At 72.8% G+C, this 22,678-nt stretch carries 20 protein-coding genes; 9 read left to right on the forward strand and 11 right to left on the reverse strand.

Translation table 11 applies throughout. The annotated features are described in order from the left end of the window. Positions 1-163: 163 nt before the first annotated feature. Both H9652_RS08145 and H9652_RS08150 read right to left on the reverse strand, forming a co-directional pair. Complete coding sequence (locus tag H9652_RS08145; RefSeq protein WP_191795814.1) at positions 164-541, reverse strand: DoxX family protein; 378 nt, start codon at positions 539-541, stop codon at positions 164-166. Between the two features lie 70 nt (positions 542-611). Beyond that, positions 612-1,358, reverse strand: a complete 747-nt coding sequence (locus H9652_RS08150; RefSeq protein ID WP_191792122.1) for a M50 family metallopeptidase — start codon at positions 1,356-1,358, stop codon at positions 612-614. A 534-nt stretch (positions 1,359-1,892) separates the two neighbouring features. Here H9652_RS08150 and H9652_RS08155 point away from each other — a divergent pair. Further along, a complete protein-coding gene (locus H9652_RS08155; protein WP_404822006.1) occupies positions 1,893-3,353 on the forward strand; it encodes a DEAD/DEAH box helicase in 1,461 nt (486 codons plus the stop codon). A 281-nt stretch (positions 3,354-3,634) separates the two neighbouring features. After that, positions 3,635-4,084 carry a peptide-methionine (R)-S-oxide reductase MsrB gene (gene msrB / locus H9652_RS08160; protein ID WP_191795815.1) on the forward strand — a complete coding sequence of 150 codons (450 nt, stop codon included), beginning with the start codon at positions 3,635-3,637 and terminating at the stop codon, positions 4,082-4,084. On the opposite strand, the gene H9652_RS08165 is transcribed toward msrB, so the two are convergent. The 4 genes from H9652_RS08165 to H9652_RS08180 all read right to left on the reverse strand — a co-directional run bounded on the left by H9652_RS08165 (position 3,994) and on the right by H9652_RS08180 (position 7,523). Continuing rightward, positions 3,994-4,575, reverse strand: a complete 582-nt coding sequence (locus tag H9652_RS08165; RefSeq protein WP_191795816.1) for a ribosomal maturation YjgA family protein — start codon at positions 4,573-4,575, stop codon at positions 3,994-3,996. The genes msrB and H9652_RS08165 overlap by 91 nt on opposite strands. 1 nt (position 4,576) lies before the next feature. Beyond that, the gene (locus H9652_RS08170; RefSeq protein ID WP_318244046.1) at positions 4,577-5,053 is read right to left on the reverse strand and encodes a MarR family winged helix-turn-helix transcriptional regulator; all 477 of its coding nucleotides are present in this window, start codon (positions 5,051-5,053) and stop codon (positions 4,577-4,579) included. 119 nt (positions 5,054-5,172) lie between these two features. Next, positions 5,173-6,870, reverse strand: coding sequence for an MDR family MFS transporter (locus tag H9652_RS08175; protein WP_225227934.1), 1,698 nt, complete (start codon positions 6,868-6,870; stop codon positions 5,173-5,175). A gap of 122 nt (positions 6,871-6,992) precedes the next feature. Continuing rightward, positions 6,993-7,523, reverse strand: coding sequence for a MarR family winged helix-turn-helix transcriptional regulator (locus H9652_RS08180; protein WP_191795817.1), 531 nt, complete (start codon positions 7,521-7,523; stop codon positions 6,993-6,995). Between the two features lie 203 nt (positions 7,524-7,726). Between H9652_RS08180 and H9652_RS08185 the strand changes: the two genes are divergently transcribed. The 3 genes from H9652_RS08185 (at position 7,727) to H9652_RS08195 (ending at position 10,434) form a co-directional block, all read left to right on the forward strand. After that, positions 7,727-8,326, forward strand: a complete 600-nt coding sequence (locus H9652_RS08185; RefSeq protein ID WP_138827537.1) for a hypothetical protein — start codon at positions 7,727-7,729, stop codon at positions 8,324-8,326. 477 nt (positions 8,327-8,803) lie between these two features. Beyond that, a complete protein-coding gene (locus tag H9652_RS08190; protein ID WP_030151734.1) occupies positions 8,804-9,424 on the forward strand; it encodes a DUF47 domain-containing protein in 621 nt (206 codons plus the stop codon). A 5-nt stretch (positions 9,425-9,429) separates the two neighbouring features. Continuing rightward, entirely contained in the window at positions 9,430-10,434 is a 1,005-nt protein-coding gene (locus H9652_RS08195; protein WP_138826192.1) for an inorganic phosphate transporter, read from the forward strand. 140 nt (positions 10,435-10,574) lie between these two features. On the opposite strand, the gene H9652_RS08200 is transcribed toward H9652_RS08195, so the two are convergent. The 4 genes from H9652_RS08200 to H9652_RS20260 all read right to left on the reverse strand — a co-directional run bounded on the left by H9652_RS08200 (position 10,575) and on the right by H9652_RS20260 (position 16,234). Next, positions 10,575-11,597, reverse strand: a complete 1,023-nt coding sequence (locus H9652_RS08200; RefSeq protein ID WP_191795818.1) for an NUDIX hydrolase — start codon at positions 11,595-11,597, stop codon at positions 10,575-10,577. Continuing rightward, on the reverse strand, positions 11,594-13,927 hold the full coding sequence (locus H9652_RS08205) for an RNA degradosome polyphosphate kinase (protein WP_191795819.1): 2,334 nt from the start codon (positions 13,925-13,927) through the stop codon (positions 11,594-11,596). The genes H9652_RS08200 and H9652_RS08205 overlap by 4 nt, the downstream gene beginning before the upstream one ends. Beyond that, positions 13,924-14,910 carry a mycothiol synthase gene (mshD, locus tag H9652_RS08210; RefSeq protein WP_191795820.1) on the reverse strand — a complete coding sequence of 329 codons (987 nt, stop codon included), beginning with the start codon at positions 14,908-14,910 and terminating at the stop codon, positions 13,924-13,926. Before mshD ends, H9652_RS08205 begins: the two co-directional genes overlap by 4 nt. Before the next feature lie 64 nt (positions 14,911-14,974). After that, on the reverse strand, positions 14,975-16,234 hold the full coding sequence (locus H9652_RS20260; RefSeq protein ID WP_191795821.1) for an alpha/beta hydrolase: 1,260 nt from the start codon (positions 16,232-16,234) through the stop codon (positions 14,975-14,977). 164 nt (positions 16,235-16,398) lie between these two features. Here H9652_RS20260 and H9652_RS08220 point away from each other — a divergent pair, with 164 nt between their 5' ends. The 3 genes from H9652_RS08220 to recQ are packed head-to-tail and all read left to right on the forward strand — an operon-like array spanning position 16,399 to position 20,907. Continuing rightward, a complete protein-coding gene (locus tag H9652_RS08220; protein ID WP_318244047.1) occupies positions 16,399-17,646 on the forward strand; it encodes an NAD(P)-binding domain-containing protein in 1,248 nt (415 codons plus the stop codon). Further along, the gene (locus H9652_RS08225) at positions 17,643-19,058 is read left to right on the forward strand and encodes an MFS transporter (protein ID WP_318244048.1); all 1,416 of its coding nucleotides are present in this window, start codon (positions 17,643-17,645) and stop codon (positions 19,056-19,058) included. Before H9652_RS08220 ends, H9652_RS08225 begins: the two co-directional genes overlap by 4 nt. Continuing rightward, entirely contained in the window at positions 19,018-20,907 is a 1,890-nt protein-coding gene (recQ, locus tag H9652_RS08230; protein ID WP_191795823.1) for a DNA helicase RecQ, read from the forward strand. Before H9652_RS08225 ends, recQ begins: the two co-directional genes overlap by 41 nt. Before the next feature lie 9 nt (positions 20,908-20,916). On the opposite strand, the gene H9652_RS08235 is transcribed toward recQ, so the two are convergent. Then, on the reverse strand, positions 20,917-21,597 hold the full coding sequence (locus tag H9652_RS08235; RefSeq protein ID WP_191795824.1) for a GNAT family N-acetyltransferase: 681 nt from the start codon (positions 21,595-21,597) through the stop codon (positions 20,917-20,919). Between the two features lie 191 nt (positions 21,598-21,788). Here H9652_RS08235 and H9652_RS08240 point away from each other — a divergent pair, with 191 nt between their 5' ends. Then, entirely contained in the window at positions 21,789-22,643 is an 855-nt protein-coding gene (locus H9652_RS08240) for a hypothetical protein (protein WP_191795825.1), read from the forward strand. The last annotated feature ends 35 nt before the right edge of the window (positions 22,644-22,678 follow it).

Raw genomic sequence — 22,678 nt, forward strand, 5'->3', positions numbered from 1 at the left:
CTCGACCGGCTGCGCGGCCCGCCCGTCCCGGGAGCCGACCCCCTCCTCCTCGGAAGGTTCCCGGCCCGGCCAGGGCTACGCACCCGATCACCCCGACGGGCCGTCCGCGCACAGCGGGCGGTCCGTCGTCGTGCGCTCTGACGACGTCGACGGCGAGGGGCGCTCAGCCGTGCCGCGCGACCCCCAGCGCCCACGCCACGAGCGGCACCTGGACCGGTAGGCGTCCCCAGGCCACGACGGGCTTGCGGGCCCACGACCGGGCTCCGGGGTGCGAGTCGAGCGCCATCTTCACGTTCCCGGGGAAGACGGCGACCAGCAGTGCGGCGCTCGCGAGGCCGCCGGCGCGACGCGTCGCGGGGACGAGCAGCGCCGTCGCGCACGCCAGCTCCGCCACGCCGCTCCACGTGACCCACGGGCGCGGGTCCCCGAGAGCGTCGGGGATCAGGGGCTCGAAGACCTGCGGGCGCGCCAGGTGCACGACGCCGGAGGAGCCGAGCAGAGCGGCGAGCGAGACCGCCGAGAACGCGGGGGAGAGAGCCATGCCCCGATGCTAGGCAGGGTGGGTGAGGCTCGCCCTGGGGGCCGTCACCCGCTGCGGTGGGCCATCAGGCTCACGCAGCCGCCGGCGACACGATCCAGTACCCGCCCAGGACGGCCGCGCCGACGGTCACGAGCAGGAACACCCCGACCCACACGAGCCCGGGGATGCCGGTGAGCCGCGCGAGCATGTCGGCGTCGGACTGGCGGGCCTTGCCGCGGCTGCGGGAGATCTGCAGCTCCAGGACGGGCCGGATCGCGCCCAGCAGCAGGAACCACGTCACGGCGTACGCGACCGCGCTCTGGACGGGCGGCGTCGCGGCCCACGACACGACGACGAGCGCCACACCGCTCACCAGCACCGACCACAGGCCGAACCAGTTGCGGATCTGCAGCAGCATCAGGGTCAGCAGCAGCACCAGGAGCCACAGGAGCCCGACGGCGTAGCCCGCCCGCAGCAGGGCGGCCGCCCCGAGCCCCACGAGGCCCGGGCCGACGTAGCCCATGAAGGCCGTGAGGACCATGCCGAAGCCGCGCGGCTTGCCGTAGGAGACCGTGAGGCCCGACGTGTCGGAGTGCAGGCGGATACCCGTCAGGCGCCTCCCGGTGAGCAGCGCCGCGATGGCGTGCGCGCCCTCGTGCGCGATCGTCACGACGTGCCGAGCGACCCGCCACACGGGCGTGAACACCACGACGATCAGCGCGACGAGCGACATCGACAGCACGACCGCCGAGGCCGGTGCGGGCACGGGGGTCGTGGCCGCCGACCAGATCTGACCGATGACGTCGCCCACGGAGCTCATGAAGTCCACGGGCGACATTCCACCACGCCCGCACGTGCGGGAGGTGAGAGGTCCGGGCGAGCCCCTGGGTGAGCCACCGGGAGGTGAGGGATCGGTGAGGGATGTGGAGACGTCGATCACCATCGACGCACGTGCGCCCCAGTCATGAGAGAGTGGTGACCGTGGCTGCGCATCTCTGCGCGCCCAGCGTCGTGGAGTTCCCTGGATTTCTTGCGGCGAACCCCGACCCTACGCCCGAGAGGCAAACCCTTGAACAACCCCATTCGTGCTGCCGTGCGCCCGAACGCCGCAGCCCCCCGCACCAGCTCGTCGCAGGGACAGCAGTCCCGCGACACCAACCGCCCGGCTCGTGACGACCGGGCCCGTCCGGCCCGCGACTCCCGCGACGAGCGTGACAACCGCGACTCGCGTCCCGCCAAGGTGACCCGCGACGGTCGCCCGGTCCGTGAGCGCGACTCGCGCGACGGCCGCGGCGCCGGCCAGGGCCGCCCCGCCGGTGGCAACCGCGAGCAGCGCGCTCCCCGTGAGCAGCGCGAGCAGCGTCCCGCCCCGGTGCGTTCGTCGGTCCCGACCGTCGTGCCCGAGGGCCTGACCTTCAACGACTTCGCGATCCCCACCACGGTGGTCCGCGAGCTCTCCAGCCAGGGCATCGAGTCGCCGTTCCCCATCCAGGTGGCCTCGCTGCCGGACACGCTCAAGGGCCGCGACGTCCTGGGCCGTGGCCGCACGGGCTCGGGCAAGACCCTCGCGTTCTCGCTGCCGGTCGTCACGCGCCTGTCCCAGTCGGACACGCGCCGCGCCGCCCGCCGCCCCCGCGCCCTGGTCCTGTGCCCGACGCGTGAGCTCGCCAACCAGATCAACGCCACGATGGAGCCGCTCGCGAAGGCCCTGGGCCTGAACACGACGACCATCTTCGGTGGCGTCGCGCAGAGCCGTCAGGTCAGCGCGCTGAACGCGGGTGTCGACATCGTCATCGCGTGCCCGGGCCGCCTCGAGGACCTGCTCAACCAGCGCGTCCTGTCGCTCGACGGCATCGAGATCACGGTCCTCGACGAGGCCGACCACATGGCCGACCTGGGCTTCCTGCCCGGCGTCAAGCGCATCATGGACAAGACCCCGACGCGCGGCCAGCGCCTGCTGTTCTCCGCGACGCTCGACAACGGCGTGGACCAGCTCGTCAAGCGCTACCTGAGCAACCCGGTGAGCCACTCGGTGGACTCCGCCGAGTCGCCCGTCTCCAACATGACGCACCACATCTTCGCGGTCCGTGACGCGGACGCGAAGAAGGACGTCGTGCAGCAGCTCGCGTCGGGCACGGGCCGTCGCGTCCTGTTCACGCGCACCAAGCACCAGGCGAAGAAGCTCGCGAAGCAGCTCACGGCACAGGGCATCCCCTCGGTCGACCTGCACGGCAACCTCGGCCAGGGCGCGCGTGAGCGCAACCTCGAGGCGTTCTCGAACGGGTCCGTCCGCGTGCTCGTCGCGACCGACATCGCCGCGCGTGGCATCCACGTCGACGAGATCGAGCTGGTCGTCCACGTGGACCCGCCGGCCGAGCACAAGGCGTACCTGCACCGCTCGGGCCGTACGGCTCGCGCCGGCTCCGAGGGCGTCGTCGTGACCGTCATGCTCCCCGAGCAGCGCAACGACGTGAAGGACCTGACCCGCAAGGCGAAGATCACGGCACAGCCGCAGCCCGTCGCCCCCGGTGACGCGGCCATCACGGCGCTCGTCGGCCAGGTCGCCGAGTACGTCCGTCCCGCGGACATCACGCCGCCGCAGACGCAGGCCAAGCGCGGCACGCCGTCGCGCAACGGTGGGTCCCGTGCGGCCCGCACGTCGGTCCCGGCCAAGTCCGCAGGCCCGACGGCGCAGCGCGCCCAGGGCGGCCGCGGCCAGTCGGCGCAGGGCGGTGAGGGCGGCGCTGGTGCGCAGGCTCGTCGTCGTGGCGGCCGTGGTCGTGCGCAGCGCGGCGGCGGCTCGGCGACGGTGTACTCGTCGTCGTCGTACTGACGGCCGGTTGCTCGTCGCTCGCTCGCCCGCCGAGGGTGACGCGTTCTGTCGCCGAGGGTGACGGACCAGCCCGCCGAGGGTGACGACACGACTCAGGACCCCGGTGGAGATCTTCGGATCACCACCGGGGTCCCCTGCGTCCCGGCCGAAGCGCACCGTCGAGCCCCGTCACCGTCGGCGACCGTCAGCGTCACCCTCGGCAGGCAAGTCCGTCACCCTCGGCGACGGGTTGACGGGAACACCCGGACATCCGTCACGGTTGTCGCAGTCGGAGGTGGAGCATGACCAACGAGACCCACGACACGACCGGAAGCCTGTTCTCGCAGAAGGTGTACCCGGTGGCCAAGCCCGACGCCCAGTGGCGAGAGGAGCTGGCTCCTGACGAGTACGCGGTGCTCCGGCAGGCCGGCACCGAGCGCCCCTGGACGGGCGAGCTCCTCGACGAGAAGCGCGAGGGCGTCTACCGGTGCCGGGCCTGCGGCCACGAGCTGTTCCGCTCGGACACCAAGTTCGACTCGCACTGCGGGTGGCCTAGCTTCTACGCGCCCAAGAAGTCGGACGCGGTCGAGCTGATCCAGGACCGCAGCCACGGCATGGTCCGCACCGAGGTGCGGTGCGCCAACTGCGGCTCGCACCTGGGTCACGTGTTCGACGACGCGCCGCAGACCCCGACGGGCGACCGGTTCTGCATGAACAGCCTCAGCCTGACGTTCGAGGACGCCGGCGCCTGAGCAGCAGGACCCCTGTCAGAGCGAGCGTGACCCCGGGGTCCCGCGCGCTCTGCCACCCCCGAGGGTCTGACGGCGACGCGCACGGCGCGCCCGACCGCGAGCAGCGCACCCAACAGGTAGAGCACCAGGTCGCGCGCGTTGAACGTGCTCCCCAGCACCCAGGCGGCCGCGGGCACCACGTCCAGCACGGCCGCCACGACGGGCGTCGCCTGCAGGATCTCCACGAGCCAGCACCACGCGAGCACCACGGCTCCCGCGACCCACGGCCGCAGCCGAGGAGCCACGAGCACGAGCGCCGCGTAGACCGCGACGGCGTACAGCAGGTCCCCGACCACGTCACCGACAGGGTCGGGGACCTGCGTCGTCACCACGAGGCCCAGGGCGACCACGGCCGCGAGGACGGCCAGGACGCGAGGGCGGCTGCGCCGTCGGGCAGGCCAGGGCGACAGCGCGCGACCCGGCCGCCCCGCCGGTGCGTCCCCCGACGTCATGTCAGCGCGACGCCTGCCAGCGCACGACGTCCTCCGAGTACCGGTGGAGCAGGGCGGCGAGGGCCGCGACGTCGTCGGGCGACCAGTCGCTCAGCGCCTGGGAGATGGAGTCGACGCGACGCTCGTGCGTGGTCCGCAGCAGCGTCTCCCCGGCTTCGGTGAGGGTGATGATCTGGCCGCGGGAGTCGTCGGGGTCGACCTCGCGGTCCACCATCCCGACCGACTCGAGCCGTGCGAGCTGCCGCGAGATGGTCGCGCGCCCCACCCCGAACTGCTGGGCGAGGTCCGACCCGCGCACGCCCGGGTTGGCCCAGATGTGGGCGAGGAGCGGGTACGCGCTCGCGTCGAGGTCGGGGTGGATGCGCTTCGCCATCGCGTTCGCGGACGAGCCCGCCCGGCGCGTCAGGACGCGCAGCTCGCGTTCGAGCGCGTAGAGCGGCGAGTCGTCGGCGGCGGGCGTGGTGGGCGTAGAGGACACAGTCGGCTCCGGCTGGTCGGTCGGCGAGGGCGGGATCACACGCCCCATCATGGCGTGCGGCGGGGCCGCCGTGGAACATGCATCCACGACGGCCCCGGGTGAGGTCCTGCGAGAGGAGGTCAGCGCGAGGTGCTGCCCCCGCGAGCGGGGCCGTCGGCGGCCCGCTCGGTGCCCTGCGACGACGAGGCGCCCGGTGCGCCCGCCCCCGCGAGGACGGAGCCCTCGGCGGCCGCGAAGTCGCCCTCGTGCTCCTGCTCGATCTCGTCGGTCAGGTCGGGCAGGCCGGCGGCGAGCTCGCGCTCGAGGCGCTCGTCGAGGCCGGACTTGGTGCCGAGCGGCACCTCCTTGAGGAACAGCACGCAGATCAGGCCGATGACCGCGAGGGGCACTGCCACGAGGAAGATCTCCGCGATGCCCTCGCCGTACGAGCGCTCGACGAGGTCGCGCATCGGGGCGGGGAGGGTCGAGACGTCCGGCACGGTGCCGCCGGTCCCGTCGCTCGGCACGCCCATCTTGGCCAGGCCCTCCTGGATGGAGCTCGTGACCTTGCTCGCGAGGACCGCGCCCAGGACGGAGACGCCGATCGCGCCGCCGAGCGTGCGGAAGAACGCGACGGTCGAGGTGCCGGCGCCCATCTCGGACACGTCGAGGGTGTTCTGGACCGCGAGCACGAGGTTCTGCATGAGCATGCCCATGCTCGCGCCGAGGAAGAACAGGTAGACGCTGATGAGGACGAAGCTCGTGTGGTAGTCGATCGTCGAGAGGGCGAACAGCGACCCGACGAGCAGCACGCCGCCCGTGACCATGAAGGCCTTGTAGCGACCGGTGCGCGTGATGAGCTGCCCGATCAGGGTCGACGCGACGAACGTCCCGACGATCATCGGGATGGTCAGCAGCCCCGACTCGGTCGCCGTCTTGCCGCGCGCGACCTGCATGTACTGGCTGAGGAAGACCGCGGTGCCGAACATCGCGACGCCGACCGCGACGCTCGCGAGGACCGCGAGGACGAACGTGCGGTTCTTGAACAGGTGCAGCGGGATGATGGGCTCGACCGCGCTCTTCTCGACGAGAACCGCCGCGACCAGGGCGAGCAGCGACCCGATCACCATGACGGCGCTCTGCCACGAGACCCACTCGAAGTTGTTGCCCGCGAACGTGACCCACAGCAGCAGGGTCGAGACGCCGACGCTGATGAGCAGCGCACCCCAGTAGTCGATCTTCACGACGCGGCGGGGGATGGGCGGCAGGTGCAGCGTCCGCTGGAGCACGACGATCGCGGCGATCGCGAACGGCAGGCCCACGAAGAAGTTGAGCCGCCAGCTCACGGTGTCGGTCAGGACGCCGCCGAGGAGGGGGCCACCGATCTGGCTCACGGCCATGATCGCGCCCATGAGGCCCATGTACTTGCCGCGCTCTCGCGGGGAGATGATGTCGGAGATGAGGACCATGGCGAGCGCCATGAGCCCACCGGCGCCGATGCCCTGGAGGGCACGGAACGCGATGAGGGTGCCGACGTTCTGCGACAGGCCGGCGAGGGCCGACGCCACGACCGAGACGACCAGCGCGAGCTGGATGAGGACCTTGCGGTTCGTCAGGTCGGCGAGCTTGCCCCAGATGGGCGTCGAGATGGTGGTCGTCAGCAGGGTCGCGGTGACGACCCAGGTGAACGACGACTGCGACCCGTTCAGGTCGTTGATGATCTTGGGCAGCGAGCTCGAGACCACGGAGGTCGCGAGGATCGAGACGAACATCCCGAGGAGGATGCCGGACAGTGACTCCAGCACCTCTCTGCGGGTCATGGTGGTGGTAGCGCTCATACGGGACTCACATTCATAGGTCGTGCTTTGTCGTCGAAAGGTCGTGGCAGTGCCCGACGGCGAGGCCGGGCAGGGTGGCCGGGTCGCCCTGGGTGTGGTGCGGGGGCGCGGGAGCGCTGCGGTCAGGCGCGCGAGAGCGCCTCGGTGAGACGCCCGAGCTGGTCGATCGATGCGCGCAGGTCCTCGGCGGTCCAGCCCGCGAACGTCTCGGCCGTGCGGCTCATGAGGAGGCGGAAGGTCTCGTCGACCTTCTCCCGGCCCTCGGGCGTGAGGGTCACGCTGCGGGCGCGCCGGTCGTCGTCGCACGCCGTCCGCTCGACCAGTCCCGCGTCGACGAGGTGCGTGACCTGTCGGCTCGCGACCGACAGGTCGACCTTGAGGTGGTGCGCGAGCTCGGTGACCTGGAGGGGGCCGCAGCGCTGCAGGAGGCGCAGCGCGCCGAGCGACGCCCGGGGGAAGTCGAGCTCGCGCGCCAGGCGGGCCGAGACCTCGCGCTGGGCGCGGTTGAGCTCCTCGAGGGCGACGGTGAGCTCCTTGACGGGGAGGTCGAGGATCTGCTCGTGGGGGGTGCTCGTGGACTCCGAGGGGGATGCCGTGGGGACGGCGGACGGGGTGACGGGGGCGTCGAGGGACGGGCTGGGGGAGAGGGGCACGCGAGAGATCTCCTTAGTTGCTGCAAGCAACCATAAACCCAGATGGTTGCTGAGGGCAATAGTTGCAGCGAGCACGTTCTTGGGACATCTGTACCGGTCGTGGTGGGCGAGCGCCTCACGGGCGTCCCGGCGTCCGGCTCCCTGCGTACGATCGAGAGGTGAGCGAACAACCGGCCCCCAGTCACCGCCCGCGCCGCCCCGCGATGCTCGACCCGCGCGAGGCCGACGAGCTCCCCGGCGACCTCGACCCCGCGCTGCGCGACCAGATCGCCCACACGACCGCCGCCGCGATCGTGCACGGCGCCCGCGCCGCCGAGGACCCCGAGGTCGTCGACCGCCTCATCCGCCTCGTCGAGACCGAAGGCCTCGACGTCGTGTCCGGCCTCTGGGCCGACTCGGCCCCCGCGACCCTGCCCGGCGCGCTCTGGCGCCTGTACGTCCTGCGCGAGTGGGTGCGCCGCGACCCGCAGACCGTGGCGCTGCGGTACCGCCTCGGCGTCGACGCTGCCCCCGTCCAGGAGGTCGTCGCCGGCGTCGTCAGCCCGCCCGGTCCCGAGGACGTGCGCGAGCTCGCCGACGCCGTGCTCTCAGGCGTCTTCGCCGGCGACCTCGCCGTGGCCCTCGAACGAGCCGCCGCGTTCTGCCGCATCCTCGCCACGGGCGCCGCGTTCGACGCCGACGCGCGCGAGGCCGGCGACCCCGACTCCGCGCTGCGCATGACGCGCGGCGCCTCGTCGCTGCTGCGCACGGCCGAGGAGCTCGAGCACTCCGCCGCGCTGTGGCGGGCCGACAAGCTCGACTGACGCGGCGCCGTCGGGCCGGTGCGCGTTCCCTGTGCGCTGAAGCACCGCGAGGGCTCTCCCGACGGCTCGACGTGCCCTCTGACCTGCGGGTTCGAAGCCTCCGGGACGCGGGCGTACGATGGTTCACGACGTCGGGTCGCGGTAGCCCCGGGCTCCAACATCAGCCGCTTCGAGCGGCCTTCGCGCCGACAGGCGCTCCCGGCCCGGCGTCGCCCCCACCACGACGTGAGCGCCGTCCGGCGTGCCCACCCAGGGCCCCTCGGACGCTCCCGCCGGTCGCCGAGAGCGATTGAACGTTCAGGCGACAGTTCGGCTACATTTGACGAGCGTTAGAGATGCGTTAACGCGCCCTCTGGCGCCACTCACCACAGCGTCACCTTCCAACAGAACACCTGTGACATCCGGGTGACGATCGCTCCGTGCGGTCGTCATCTGCCTGTGAAAACCCACCAGCGTCCAGCCCTTTCGGAGCCTCCCGTGCGCTTGCGCCTCACCCCGCGCGATACCTCGTTCTTCGACCTCCTCGCCGACTCCGCTCAGCACCTGGTCACCGGGGCGAACCTCCTGGCCGAGCTGCTCGGCGCAGACCGCCCGACCCGCAAGGAGCTCGCCAAGAAGCTCGCGGAGACCGAGCACCTGGCCGACGACGCGACGCACACGATCATGCGACGCCTCAACCAGACCTTCGTCACGCCGTTCGACCGCGACGACATCTACGGGCTGGCCTCCGCGCTCGACGACTGCATGGACTACATGGAAGAGGCCGCGGACCTCATCGTCCTGTACAAGATCGAGGAGCTGCCCGCCCGCGTCGGCGAGCAGGTCCAGGTCCTGCAGCGCGCCGCCGAGCTGACGGCCGAGGCCATGCCGCGCCTGCGCTCGCTCAACGACCTCGCCGAGTACTGGGTCGAGGTCAACCGCCTCGAGAACCAGGCCGACAAGATCCACCGCAAGCTCCTCGCCGAGCTCTTCGACAACGTCTCCGACCCGATCCTCCTCATCAAGCTCAAGGAGGTCATCGAGATCCTCGAGCAGGCCGCCGACGCGTTCGAGAAGGTCGCGAACATGGTCGAGACCATCGCGCTCAAGGAGTCCTGAGCCCCGTGGAATTCGCTCTGGTCGTCCTCGTCGTCGCGCTCGCGCTGAGCTTCGACTACACGAACGGATTCCACGACGCGGCCAACGCGATCGCCACATCCGTCTCGACGAGGGCCCTCACGCCGCGTGCCGCGCTCATCATGGCAGCGGTCATGAACTTCGCCGGCGCGCTCCTCGGGACCGAGGTCGCCGAGACCATCGCGACCTCGATCGTCGACCTCGAGGACGTACCACCGCACACGGCACTCGTCGTGGTGCTGTGCGCCCTGGTCGGCGCGATCGTGTGGAACCTCATCACGTGGTGGTTCGGGCTCCCGTCGTCCTCGACGCACGCGCTGATCGGTGGCCTCGTGGGTGCCGGGCTCGCCGGCGGGCTCGCGATCTACGGCGCCTCGATCGTCGACAAGGTCGTCCTGCCGATGATCTTCTCCCCGCTCGTCGGCTTCGGCCTGGCGTTCATCGTCATGGTGGGCCTGCTGTGGGCGTTCCGCCGCGCGGCCCCCTCCAAGACCACGCGCCGTTTCCGCCTCGCGCAGACCGTGTCCGCAGCGGCCATGGCCCTGGGCCACGGCCTGCAGGACGCGCAGAAGACCATGGGTGTCATCTTCATGGCGCTCCTCACGGTCGGCTGGGCAAGCCCCGACGAGGGCATCCCCCTGTGGGTCAAGCTCGCCGCGGCCGCCGCGATCTCCGCCGGGACCTACTCGGGCGGCTGGCGCATCATGCGGACCCTCGGACGCAAGATCATCGAGCTCGACCCGGCGCGCGGCTTCGTCGCCGAGTCCGTGTCCGCGATCGTGCTCTACGTCAACGCGTTCGCGCTGCACGCGCCGGTCTCCACGACGCACACCATCACGTCCGCGATCATGGGCGTCGGCGCGACCAAGCGCCTGTCGGCCGTGCGCTGGGGCGTCGCGAAGAACATCGGCATCGCGTGGGTCCTGACGATCCCCGCCGCCGCGCTCGTGGCCGCGATCATGTACTGGATCCTGTCGCCGATCCTGCTCTGAGGACGGTCCCCTCTCAAGTTCTTGTCAGGACGAGCGTGGCCCGGAGGCCACGCTCGGCCTGTTCTCACGACCTGGTGCCGACCACAGGGGTGCCAGAGTCCGTGTGCACCCAGGGTCACGCTCGTCCTGACAGCACCGCCTCAGTGCAGCGGCGGTGCGACCTTCTCCGCAGCGAGCACCCTCGGCCCCCGGGACGTGTCCGCGACGTGCGCCACGAGCATCTCGCCCGGCTCCAGGAACGGGTCCTTGCTCGGCAGGGCGTTCGCGACGGGGCGTCGCGAGTGCTGGCCCAGGACGTCGAGCACCGTGGGCAGGACGGGGCGGTGCGTGCACAGCACGGTCGACCGCTCGGACTCGAGGAGCTCGCGCACCGTGCGGGCGACGCGCGAGGGCGACCGCTCGTGCTGTGCCTCGGACAGGTGGTCGATCGAGATCCGGTCCAGCCGCGCGGCCTCGGCGTACGGCGAGATGGTCTGCTCGCAGCGGTTCCACCGGCTCGTGACCACGGCATTGACGCCGTACGCCGCGAGCACGGGCACGAGCGCGACCGACTGTGCGTGACCCGCGGGCGTGAGGGGCCGGTCCTCCTCGGCGCCGTGCCACGCCGCGCGGGTCACCGCCTTGCCGTGGCGGGCGATCACGACCACGCGGGTCGCGAGGCGTTCCTGGGTGAACTCCTCGGCCAGCGCCGTGAGCGGCCCGCGGTCCGCCTTGCGGGTCACGCGCCGAGCCGCGTCCTCGACGCCGAGCCACACCGCGTCGTCGATCTCGTTGACCGACACCGGGGGCACGGGCGCCCGCGCGGCGAGCGGTCCCGCGTCGCGGACCCGCTTGGCCTGCCGTGCAGCCCAGTAGTGCACGCGCTTCACACGGCCCTCGGGCGTGAGGTACTGGAGCCCCGGCAGCGGTACGCCGAGGACCACGGGCCTGCCCGTCTCCTCGGCGACCTCGCGCACGGCGGCCGTCTGGAAGGCCTCGCCCGGGTCGAGCTTGCCCTTGGGCCAGGACCAGTCGTCGTAGCGCGGCCGGTGCACCAGCTTGACCTGGAGCTCACCGTCACGCACCCGCCACACGAGCCCGCCCGCGGACTCGATCACGGGGGCGTGGGGGACGTGCGTGGGGCCGAGCGTGTCCACGAGCGGGGCGAACGAGGACGAGCTCATCGACCCATGCCCAGCCGCCGGCGTTGTCGGGTGATGAGGGTCGACTGGATGTCCATGAGCGGACCGTCGGGGCCGGTCGCGTGCCGTTCCCACGACCCGTCGCTCTGCAGGTGCCACGAGGCCGTGCCGTCGTCCATCGAGACGTCGATGAGGTCGATCAGGTCCGAGACCTGCTGGGGGTCCACGAGCCGCACCAGGGTCTCGACGCGGCGGTCGAGGTTACGGTGCATGAGGTCGGCCGACCCGATGAAGACCTCGGGCCCGGACTCGGGGCCGTCGGCGATCGCCGGGCCGCCCGAGTTGGCGAACGCGAAGATGCGCGAGTGCTCCAGGAACCGGCCCAGGATGGACCGCACCCGGATGTTCTCGCTGAGCCCCGGCACCCCCGGGCGGATCGCGCAGATCCCGCGGACCACGAGGTCGACCTTCACACCGGCCTGCGAGGCCCGGTACAGGGCGTCGATGATGGTCTCGTCGACGACCGAGTTGACCTTGAACTTGACCCACGCCTCGCGCCCCTCGCGGGCGGCGACGGCCTCGCGCTCGATCCGCTCGACGAGCCCCGAGCGCACCGAGCGGGGCGCGACGAGGAGCCGGTGGAACCGGGACTGGGGTGCGTAGCCGGACAGCTGGTTGAACAGCCGCGTGAGGTCCTGGCCGACCTCGGGGTCCGCGGTGAGCAGCCCGAGGTCCGTGTACAGGCGTGCGGTCTTGGGGTTGTAGTTGCCCGTGCCGACGTGGCAGTAGCGCACGAGGCCCTCGGGCTCCTGGCGGACCACGAGCGAGAGCTTGCAGTGGGTCTTGAGCCCCACGATCCCGTACACCACGTGCACGCCCGCCTGCTCGAGCTTGCGGGCCCAGGAGATGTTGGCCTGCTCGTCGAAGCGGGCCTTGATCTCGACGAGCGCGAGGACCTGCTTGCCAGCCTCGGCCGCGTCGATCAGTGCGTCCACGATGGGGGAGTCACCCGACGTCCGGTACAGCGTCTGCTTGATCGCGAGCACGTTCGGGTCGGCCGCGGCCTGCTGCAGGAACGTCTGGACCGAGGTCGAGAACGAGTCGTACGGGTGGTGCAGCAGGATGTCGCGGTCGCGGATCGCGGCGAACACGTCGGTCGGGCTCGCGCTCTCGACCTCCGCGAGGAAGCGGTGGGTCGTCGGCACGAAGCGCGGGTAGTGCAGGTCCGCGCGGTCGAGGTCCGCGATGAGGTTGAGCCCCGTGAGGTCGAGCGGCGCGGTCAGCTTGAAGACCTCGTCGTCGGCCACGTCGAGCTCTCGCACGAGGAGCTGGCGGATGCGAGGACTGATCCCGTCGGCGATCTCGAGGCGCACGGGCGGGCCGAACCGGCGGCGCAGGAGCTCCTTCTCCATGGCCTGGAGCAGGTTCTCGGCGTCGTCCTCCTCGACCTCGACGTCCTCGTTGCGCGTCACGCGGAACGTGTGGTGCTCGCGCACCTCCATGCCGGGGAACAGGTGGTCGAGGTGCTGCGAGATGACGTCCTCGAGCGGCACGAACGACGTCGGGCCCTTGTCCGGGTCGGCGGCCTGCGAGCTGGGTGCGGACGGGCGCCCGCGCGAGTCGACCGCGATGAAGCGCGGCAGCAGCGGCGGCACCTTGACGCGCGCGAAGTGCTCCTTGCCCGTCGTCGGGTTGACCACGACGACCGCGAGGTTGAGCGAGAGCCCCGAGATGTACGGGAAGGGGTGCGCCGGGTCCACCGCGAGCGGCGTGAGGACGGGGAAGATCTGCTTGCGGAAGAACTTGTGCAGGCGCTCCTGCTCGCGTGTGTCGAGCTCTTCCCAGCGCAGCAGGGAGATGCCCTCGGTCGCGAGCGCGGGCTGCACCTGGTCGGAGAACACCGCGGCGTGGCGGGCCATGAGCTCGTGCGCGCGCTCGCTGATCGCGTCGAGGACCTGGCGCGGCGTCAGCCCGGACGCGGCCGTGACCGCGAGGCCCGTCGCGATGCGTCGCTTGAGTCCTGCGACGCGGACCATGAAGAACTCGTCGAGGTTCGACGCGAAGATCGCGAGGTAGCGCACGCGCTCCAGCAAGGGCTGCGTCTCGTCCTCGGCGAGCTCGAGCACGCGCTGGTTGAACGAGAGCCAGCTCAGCTCGCGGTCGGCGAAGCGGTCGGCGGGCAAGGGCTCGGCGTCGAGCACCTCCACGTCGATCGTGCCGGTGACCGGTTCCTCCTCGGCGATGTGCTCGGCGATGTGCGCTGCGAGCTCGGGGTCGAGGACGGCTCGCGGGCTGGACGCGCGCACGGCCTCCGGCTGCTGGTCCGGGCGCGCGGAGGTCCGGACGCCGGGACGGACGGTGGAGTCGGTCATGACTTCATGGTGGCATCACTCGGTGAACTTTGGGTGACGGGGTTCACTGCCGGCGGCCCGTACTGGACGTCGACCGTGTCCTTGCCGAAGCCGGCCCCGAGGTAGGTGCGGGTCGCGGCGGCGTTGTCGCCGTCGACGTAGAGGACCGCGCGGTCGAGCCCGCGTGCGGCGAGGTGCGCGAGCCCGACGGCGGTCAGCACCTTCCCGAGCCCCTGGCCCTGGGCGTCGGGGTCGACGCCGACGACGTAGATCTCGCCCTCGCGTACGTCTCCGGTCTGGTCGGTGGGCACCTTGGTCCACAAGGAACCGGCGAGCGAGCCGTCCTCGCGCTCGAGGAGGAAGAAGCCCTCGGGGTCGAACCAGTCCTCGGCGACGCGTGCGTCGAGGTCGGCCTGGCCGAGGCGGCCCTGCTCGGGGTGGTGCGCGAAGGCGCGCGCGTTGACGAGGAGCCAGGCGGCGTCGTCGGGCCCGGGGCGGAACGTGCGCAGGCGCAGGCCCGCGGGGACCTCGGGACGCTCCCACGTCCCGGACCGCAGGTCGAGCCCCATCCTCCACAGCTCGCGCACGACGACGAGCCCCGCGTCGGCCGCGAACGCCCGCGCCGCGGGGAGGTCGCCGTGCGCCCACACGTGCAGGACGCCGCCGTGCTGGCCGGGCTCGCCCGAGCGCGCGGGCAGGGTCGCGTCGCGCTGCGCGGTGCGCAGCAGCATGCGGCCGGTCCGACGGCGGCGCGCGGCCGGGTGCACCACGAGCTCGGCGCTCGCGACGTCGCCGCCGCGGTCGATCTGGGCGTACCCGGTGACCGTTCCCTCGTCGTCGTACGCGACGACGTGCGTGAGGTCCTCGTCGTCGACGCCCAGGCGCAGGAGGGGCTGCTCGGAGAGGGGGGCGACGCCGTCGGACTCCTGGGCGGCCGCGGCCAGGGCACGGACCTCGTCCGCTGTGGCCGGGTCGAGCGGGCCGATCTCGAGGGGGGAGCGCATGGCTCCATCCCATCACGTCGGGTGCGCGGTCACCGAGCTGTCGGCGGGTCGTCGAGCGCCCGGCTCAGGGCTGCGCCAGGTGCTCGGAGAGGAACATCAGCCCGTACGGCAGGCCCACGTGGACCATGGCCCACGTGTGCCCCTGGCCCTTCTCCTCGCGCAGCTCGACGGTCTGGCCGCGCTCGGTGAGCACCGCGGCGAGCCGGCGGTTGGCCTCGCGGTCCTTGTGCGGCGACTCGGTGCCGCCGTCGAGGAACACCGCGACGGGCTCGGGGAAGTCCATGGTCGGGAGGTAGCGGCTGGGGGAGTTGGCGTCGAACTCCTCCTTCGTCGCGAGCATCCTGCGGCCGCCGTCTCCCGGGTCGCCGTACGGCTCGAGCGCCATGATCGCGCCGAACGTGTCGAGGTGGCGCAGTCCCAGGTTGAGCGCGCAGAAGCCGCCCGAGGACATCCCGCCGATCGCACGGTGCTCGCGGTCGGGCACGGTCGGGAAGTTCTTGTCGACCCACGGGATCACGACGTCCGTCACGTACGTCTCGACCTGGGCGCCGCCCGTGGTCGAGTCGAGGCACTCGGTGTCGCGCGCCGAGGGGCCCTGCCCGTTGACGTCGACCGCGACGAGGATCATGGGCTCGACGAGGTGGGCTTCGAGCAGCGTGTCCATGACGTTCGCACTGTCGGCCGCGGCGAACCAGTCGCTCGGCTGGCCGGGGCTGCCGTGGAAGAGGTAGACGACGGGGTAGCGCGTGGGCGCCGCAGGGTCGAAGCCGGGCGGCGTGTAGACCCAGGTCGTGCCGTCGGCCATGCGCAGGTCCGGGGCCGTGACGGGCGTCGAGGTCACCGACCCCGCCGCGGAGGACCCGTCGCGCTCCGACGGCTCGTCCCGGTGGCTGGGCGGCGGGTCGACGAGCCCCCACCCGGCCATCGTGGTGCGCAGGGCCGCGGTGTTGGGCACGTAGCCCGCGTACGCGTTGACCGCGACCGTGACGGACAGGATCACGAGGAGCCCCGACGCGATCGTCCCGACCCAGGCGCGCCAGGCCCCGGTCCGGCGGCCCCTGCCGTCGTTCTCGCCGTCGTCCGCCCGGCGGGCCGCCGCACGACGTCGCCGGTCCCACGCGACGAGGACCGCGACCCCGACCGCGGCGGCCGCGAGCAGGACGACCGTCCACCACGAGGACATCCAGTCGCCGCGTCCCGCGAGCTCGCGCAGCACCGCGGGCGGCAGGGTCGCGGCGGTCTCGGGCTCGGGGAGCGGCACGGTCGCGGACAGCAGCGAGGCGCCCGGCATGGGCCCGCCGGCAAGGGCGTCGAACGAGGTCACCCCTCCAGGGTGCCCGCCGCGCACAGGTCGCACCGGGCGGACACCCAGGAGGCCGCCAAGGTCCACGGGACGTTCACGGGGTTTCCCCACCGTGCCCGCCCTGCTGTGCGGCGCGTCACGGGCGGTCCCGGATGGGTCCCGGCGCGCGCGGGGTTGGTACGGGAGTGAGCACCTCGCCCGGACCCGCCCAGCCCCTCGACGTCGACGTCCTCGTGGTGGGCGCCGGACAGGCCGGGCTCTCGGCCGCGTTCCACCTGCGGCGGCGGGGCTTGGTCCCGCTCGGGAGCGACGGCCTCCCGTCGAGCAGGCCCGACGGCGGAGCGTCCTCGGGTGCCCTGCGCACCTTCGTGGTGCTCGACGCGGCGCCCGCCCCGGGTGGCGCGTGGCAGTTCCGCTGGCCGTCGCTCACGATGGCCCAGACGCACGCGGTGCACGACCTGCCCGGCCTGGCCCTCGACGCGGGCGACCCGCACGAGAGCGCGAGCACCGCCGTCGGGCGGTACTTCGGTGCGTACGAGCAGGTCAACGACCTGCGGGTGCTGCGGCCCGTCGCGGTGCGCGAGGTGCGCGACGACCCGTCCGGTGCGCTCCTCGTCGAGGCGACCACGCCCGACGGGCCGGTGGCCTGGCGTGCGCGGACGCTCGTCAACGCGACCGGGACGTGGACCAAGCCGTTCTGGCCCTGGTACCCGGGCCGCGAGACGTTCGCGGGCACGCAGCTCCACACGCACGACTTCGGTGCCGCCGAGGACTTCGCGGGCAAGCGCGTGGTCGTCGTGGGCGGCGGCGCGTCCGCGACGCAGTTCCTGCTCCAGATCGCCCCGCACGCGGCCTCGACCACGTGGGTCACGCGCCGTGAGCCCGTGTGGGTCGGCGGCCCGTTCGACGAGAACCGGGGCCGCGACGCGGTGGCCCTCGTCGACGAGCGCACGCGCGCAGGCCTGGCCCCGGAGAGCGTCGTGTCGGTCACGGGCCTCCCGCTCACGCCCGCGTACGAGGCGGGCATCGCCTCGGGCGTCCTGCACCGCCTGCCGATGTTCTCGCACGTCGTGCCCGACGGCGTCGCATGGGACCCCGGCGCCCGTCCCGACGGCGTGACGCACCAGGGCGCCGACGTGATCCTGTGGGCCACGGGATTCCGGGCGGCGCTCGACCACCTCGGACCGCTCGGGCTGCGCGGGCCCGGAGGTGGGATCGTCATGTACGGGCCGACCGTGGTCGCCGACCCGCGCGTCCAGCTCGTCGGGTACGGGCCGAGCGCGTCGACGATCGGGGCGAACCGGGCCGGGAGGGAGGCGGTGCGGGCCGTGCTGCGGGTCCTGGACGCGGAGGGGGCAGAACCCGCGAGGGCTCCGGGGCGCGCTCCTTCTGACAGCTCCGTGACGGCGCCCGCCACTAGGCTGCCGAGGTGACCCCCGAACCCCTGCCCGAGCCTGCCGACCGAACGGTCGACCCGCCCGTCGACCGCGTCCAGCGGCGGACCGTCTCGGTCCTCGCCGCGAGCCAGGTCTTCGGCGGGATCGGGGTCGCGACCGGTATCTCGGTGAGCTCGCTCATCGCGTCCGAGCTCTCGGGCTCCGACGCGATCGCGGGACTCGCCCAGACCACGGCCGTCGTCGGCGCCGCGATCGTCGCCCTGCCGCTCTCGCGCCTCGCCGAACGCCACGGCCGACGCCGGTCCCTCACCACCGGGTACGTCGTCGCGTTCCTGGGCGCGCTCCTCGCGGCGACCGCGACCTTCCTCCAGACCTGGCCCCTGCTGCTCGCCGGGATGCTCCTCTTCGGGGCCGGCTCCGCGACCGGCCTCGCGTCGCGCTTCACCGCGACCGACCTCGCCCGCCCCGAACGCCGGGCCACCGACCTCTCGGTCGTGATCTGGGCGACGACCATCGGGTCGGTCCTCGGGCCGAACCTTGCCGGGGCGACCGAGAAGCTCGGCCTCCTGCCCGGCCCGGCCGGGGAGCACGGTGCGCACGGCACGTCCGCCGCACCGCTGCTCGTCGCCTCCCTCGCGTTCGCCGCGGCCGCAGCCTCCGTCTGGCTGCTCCTGCGCCCCGACCCGCTCCACGTGGCCGCGGCGCGCGCGGTGGCGGGGACGAACCGGACCCCCGCCCACGCACCCGAGGACGCAGCGCCGTCGGGCCTCGTGGATGCCCCCGGCACCACCCGCACCCCGGCGCCGCCGCGCCCCGGCTTCCGCGCCGGGCTCGCCGCCGGGTGGGCCGTGATCCGCGCGTCCGCGACCGCGCAGCTCGCGCTCGCGGCGATCGTCGTGAGCCACCTCGTGATGGTCGGGCTCATGTCCATGACCCCCGTGCACATGGGGCACGGCGGCGCGAGCCTGCAGATCATCGGGATCGTCATCAGCGCGCACATCGCGGGCATGTACGTGCTCAGCCCCGTGATCGGGTGGGCCGCGGACAGGGTCGGCCACTCCCGCGTGCTCGTGGTGGGCGGAGCGATCCTGCTCGCCTCGGCCGTGATCGTCGCCGGGGCGCCGAGCGACGACTCGGCACGACTGACCGTCGGGCTCGTGCTGCTCGGCGTGGGCTGGTCGTGCGGGCTCGTGGCCGGTTCCGCGCTGCTCATCGACGCGACGCCCGCGACCGACCGGACCCAGGTCCAGGGGCTCTCCGACTTCGCGATGAACCTCGGCGGAGCCGTCGGCGGGGTGCTCGCCGGGATCGTCATCGCGGTCTCGTCGTACTCGGCGCTCTCCTGGGGCGCCGCGGCCCTGCTCGTGGCATACCTCGTGCTGGTCGCGAGCAGGCTCCTGAGGAAGGATGGGCCGCGATCCCCCGGACGCCGGCCGACCCGATCGTGAAGGAAGCACCCACCCCGTGACAGCATCCGCCCTGCCCGAGACCCGCACCGCGCTCGACGTCCTGACGACCGTCTTCGGGTACGACCACTTCCGGGGCGACCAGGCGGAGATCATCGACACCGTGCTCCGCGGGCAGGACGCGCTCGTCCTCATGCCCACGGGCGGCGGCAAGTCGCTGTGCTACCAGATCCCCGCGCTGCTGCGGCCCGGGACGGGTGTGGTCATCTCGCCCCTGATCGCCCTCATGCAGGACCAGGTGGACGCGCTGTCCGCCCTCGGGGCACGGGCCGGGTTCCTCAACTCGACCCAGTCGGTGCCCGAGCGCCGCGCGGTCGAGGACGCCTTCCTGGCCGGAGAGCTCGACCTGCTGTACCTGGCCCCCGAGCGCCTCGGGGTGCCCGAGACCGTGCGCCTCCTGCAGGCGGGGAAGGTGTCCCTGTTCGCGATCGACGAGGCCCACTGCGTCTCGGCCTGGGGCCACGACTTCCGACCCGACTACCTGCGGCTGACCGTGCTCGCCGAGACGTGGCCGGACGTCCCGAGGATCGCGCTCACCGCGACCGCGACCCGGCAGACGGCCGACGAGATCGTCCGACGGCTCGAGCTGCACGACGCCCGCACGTTCGTCTCGAGCTTCGACCGCCCCAACATCACCTACCGCATCGCGCCCAAGGACTCCCCGCGCACCCAGCTCGTCGACCTGATCCGGGCCGAGCACACCGGGGACGCGGGCATCGTCTACTGCCTCTCGCGCGCCTCGGTCGAGACCACCGCCGAGCACCTGAACGCGCACGGGATCCCGGCGCTGGCCTACCACGCGGGCATGCCCGCACCCCTGCGCGCAGCGAACCAGTCGCGCTTCCTGCGCGAGGACGGCATCGTCATGGTCGCGACCATCGCGTTCGGCATGGGCATCGACAAGCCCGACGTGCGGTTCGTCGCGCACCTCGACCTGCCCAAGTCGGTCGAGGGGTACTACCAGGAGACGGGCCGCGCAGGGCGCGACGGGCTGCCGTCGACCGCGTGGCTCGCGTACGGGCTCCAGGACGTCGTCCAGCAGCGCCGCATGATCGACACGTCCGAGGGCGACGCAGCGCACAAACGGCGCATGGGCGCGAACCTCGACGCGATGCTCGCCCTGTGCGAGACCATCACGTGCCGCAGGGTCCAGCTCCTCGCGTACTTCGGCCAGGACGGGCCCGCGTGCGGGAACTGCGACACGTGCCTCGCCCCGCCCGAGTCCTGGGACGGGACCGTCGCCGCGCAGAAGGTCCTCTCGACCGTCCTGCGCCTGGAACGTCAGGGGCAGCGCTACGGCGCCGGGCACGTCGTCGACATCCTCACCGGGAAGCCGACGCCCCGGATCACCTCGCTCGGGCACGACCAGCTGCCGGTCTTCGGTGTCGGCGCGGACCTCAGCGCCACCGAGTGGCGCACGGTCGTCCGGCAGATCCTCGCGCAAGGCCTGCTCGGCGTCGACAGCGAGGGCTACGGGACCCTGAGCCTGACCGAGGCCGCCGACCCGGTGCTCGGCGGCAAGCAGGAGGTCCGGCTGCGCCGGGACGTGCGGACCAAGACGTCCCGGACCCGCAAGCCCGCAGCCGCGGCGGCCGACGCGGAGCTGACCCCCGACGCCGCAGCACGCATGGAGAAGCTGCGCGCCTGGCGGGGTGCGACCGCGAAGGAGAGCGGGGTGCCGGCCTACGTCGTCTTCCACGACGCGACCCTGCGGGCGCTCGCGCAGCGCAACCCCGTCTCGATCGACGACCTGTCCGACGTCAGCGGGATCGGCGCGGCCAAGCGGGAGCGCTACGGCGCGGCGATCCTCGAGCTCCTCGCCGAGGGGTAGCGCGCGCCGTCAGCGTGCGCCGAGCTGCTTGTAGAAGATCGTCGTCGACACGAGCGCGCCGCCCGCGACCCTGGCGAACCCGGGGACGGCGCCGACCTCGGTCCACCCCCACCGGCGGTACAGGGACTCGGCCAGGCTGCCCGTCTCGGTGTCGAGCGTCAGCAGCGACAGCCCCTCGGTGCGTGCGAAACGTTCGATCGTCGCCATGAGCCCCGGCGCGAAGCGGTGCCCGCGAGCCTGACGGTGGACCAGGAGCTTGACGACCTCGGCGCGGTGCACGCCGTTGTCCTTCGAGGTCAGGGCGAGCGAGGCGGTCGCGACGATCCTCCCCGAGTCGTCGCGACCGACCCACGTGCGGTGCTCCGGGTCCGCGAGGAACGCGGACCACCAGGCCGTCGCGGCCTCCTTGGTCGGCGCCTTGACCCAGCCGACGCTCGCACCGCCCTGGACGCAGTCGATCAGCACGTCCGCGAGGTGCGACAGGTCGGCAGTCCTGGCGGCGAGGCTGTCGAGCAGCGAGAGCCCGGCAGGGGCGCTCGGACCGGGGCGGCCCGGCGTAGGTCGGCCGTCCTGGCCGGGCCTGCCGGATCCTCCCGGCCGGCCGGGCCGGACCGCGGACCCGCCGCGGGAGGGCGGGGAGACGAGCGCGCCGCCACCGGGCGCGGGGAAGGTGAGGGGTTCGATGCGCATGGCCGTCACGGTAACCACGGTGCGTTTCGCCCCCGTGAACGGCAGGGGCCGCCCCTGTGTCCGACCGGTCGGCACAGACGGGGCCCGACGACGCGGGGCGACCGTGCGGACGGGTCGCCGCGCGACGCACGCCCGCGCCGGGAAGACTGGGGGCTCCCCGCGTCCCGAGACGCGCACCCTCAGGAGGTCCCGTGTTCCTCAGCCTGCTCGCTGCCGTCGCCGCCGCGATCGGCTACGGCGTCAGCACCGTCATGCAGGCCGTCGCGGCCCGCCGCGCCCAGGGGCTCGCGGTGGTGCGGCAACCACTGGTGATCCTCGCGTTCACGGTGGACCTCGTCGCGTGGCTGTTCTCGCTCGTCGCGCTCGACCACCTGCCGCTGTTCGTGGTCCAGGCCGTGCTCGCGAGCTCGCTCGTCGTGACGGTCCTGCTCGCCAGGGTGTTCCTGTCGGTGCCCATGCGGCGGATCGACGTCGCGGCCATGACGGCGATCGTGGCGGCGCTCGTGGTGCTCGGGATCGCGGGCGGCGAGCAACCCGCTCCCGTCCCGCCGGACTGGTTCGCACCCGTGCTCATCGGGGTGGCCGTGGGGCTCGCGGTCCTCGCGCTGGTGTTCTACAAGGCCGGGAGCCCCGTGCTTCTCGCCGTGATCGGGGCCCTCGGGTACTCGGGCGCGGCCGTCGCGGCGCGCGGTGCGCACGCCTCGGGGGACATCTGGGACACGATCTTCCAGCCGCTCGCGATCGCGATCGTCGTGTTCGGGGTCGTGGGCGCGCTCGCCTACCTGCGGTCGCTCGAGCACGGCAAGGTCGGGACGAACGCCGCGATCCTGTCGGTCGTCGAGGTCGTCGTCCCGGGGGCCGTGGGCATCGCGGTGCTCGGGGACACGATCCGCTCGGGCTGGGACCCGGCCGTCGCCGTCGCGGCGCTCGTCGCGCTCGCGGGCTGCGTGGTCCTCGCGACGAGCCCCGCGAACGAGGCGGCCGAGGCGGGGGACGCGAGCGACGGCGTCGGGCCGTCCAAGGACGCAGCGCCCGAGCCGGCCTGACGAGCGGCGGCCGGACCCGAGCGGCGTCCGGCAAC

It is taken from the genome of Oerskovia rustica (genome assembly GCF_014836555.1).
Classification (GTDB): domain Bacteria; phylum Actinomycetota; class Actinomycetes; order Actinomycetales; family Cellulomonadaceae; genus Oerskovia; species Oerskovia rustica.

Bases quoted from the DNA above. Each gene is read 5' to 3' on its own strand.
- H9652_RS08145 (WP_191795814.1), bottom strand. From the start codon at position 541: ATGGCTCTCTCCCCCGCGTTCTCGGCGGTCTCGCTCGCCGCTCTGCTC.
- H9652_RS08150 (WP_191792122.1), bottom strand. From the start codon at position 1,358: ATGTCGCCCGTGGACTTCATGAGCTCCGTGGGCGACGTCATCGGTCAG.
- msrB (WP_191795815.1), top strand. From the start codon at position 3,635: ATGACCAACGAGACCCACGACACGACCGGAAGCCTGTTCTCGCAGAAG.
- H9652_RS08165 (WP_191795816.1), bottom strand. From the start codon at position 4,575: ATGACGTCGGGGGACGCACCGGCGGGGCGGCCGGGTCGCGCGCTGTCG.
- H9652_RS08175 (WP_225227934.1), bottom strand. From the start codon at position 6,870: ATGAGCGCTACCACCACCATGACCCGCAGAGAGGTGCTGGAGTCACTG.
- H9652_RS08185 (WP_138827537.1), top strand. From the start codon at position 7,727: ATGCTCGACCCGCGCGAGGCCGACGAGCTCCCCGGCGACCTCGACCCC.
- H9652_RS08200 (WP_191795818.1), bottom strand. From the start codon at position 11,597: ATGAGCTCGTCCTCGTTCGCCCCGCTCGTGGACACGCTCGGCCCCACG.
- H9652_RS08205 (WP_191795819.1), bottom strand. From the start codon at position 13,927: ATGACCGACTCCACCGTCCGTCCCGGCGTCCGGACCTCCGCGCGCCCG.
- mshD (WP_191795820.1), bottom strand. From the start codon at position 14,910: ATGCGCTCCCCCCTCGAGATCGGCCCGCTCGACCCGGCCACAGCGGAC.
- recQ (WP_191795823.1), top strand. From the start codon at position 19,018: ATGGGCCGCGATCCCCCGGACGCCGGCCGACCCGATCGTGAAGGAAGC.
- H9652_RS08235 (WP_191795824.1), bottom strand. From the start codon at position 21,597: ATGCGCATCGAACCCCTCACCTTCCCCGCGCCCGGTGGCGGCGCGCTC.